This is a genomic window from Macrococcus brunensis (genome assembly GCF_004359615.1).
GTDB classification, from domain to species: Bacteria; Bacillota; Bacilli; order Staphylococcales; family Staphylococcaceae; genus Macrococcus; species Macrococcus brunensis.
In genome coordinates, this window is sequence record NZ_SCWA01000078.1 from 1 (window position 1) to 240 (window position 240).

At 54.6% G+C, this 240-nt stretch carries 1 protein-coding gene; it reads left to right on the forward strand.

What is annotated here, in order from left to right; translation table 11 throughout:
• A partial coding sequence (locus ERX27_RS11310) for an SdrD B-like domain-containing protein (protein ID WP_165983164.1) occupies positions 1 to 240 on the forward strand: 240 nt, incomplete at both ends.

A 240-nucleotide genomic window follows, 5' to 3' on the forward strand; every position in this document is an offset into this window, starting at 1 on the left:
CCCAGTGACACTGACAAAACCGGACGGTACGACAGTGACAACGACGACAGATGCGAACGGCAACTACGAGTTCACAAATCTGCCGAACGGTGAGTACACGGTTGAATTCGGAACACCTGAGGGCTACGCGCCGACAGCGACAAACGTAGGCGATGACCGACTGGATTCAGACGGCCAGAAGGTGACAGTGGTCGTGAATAACGGGGATGACCTGACAATCGACTCAGGCTTCTACAAACC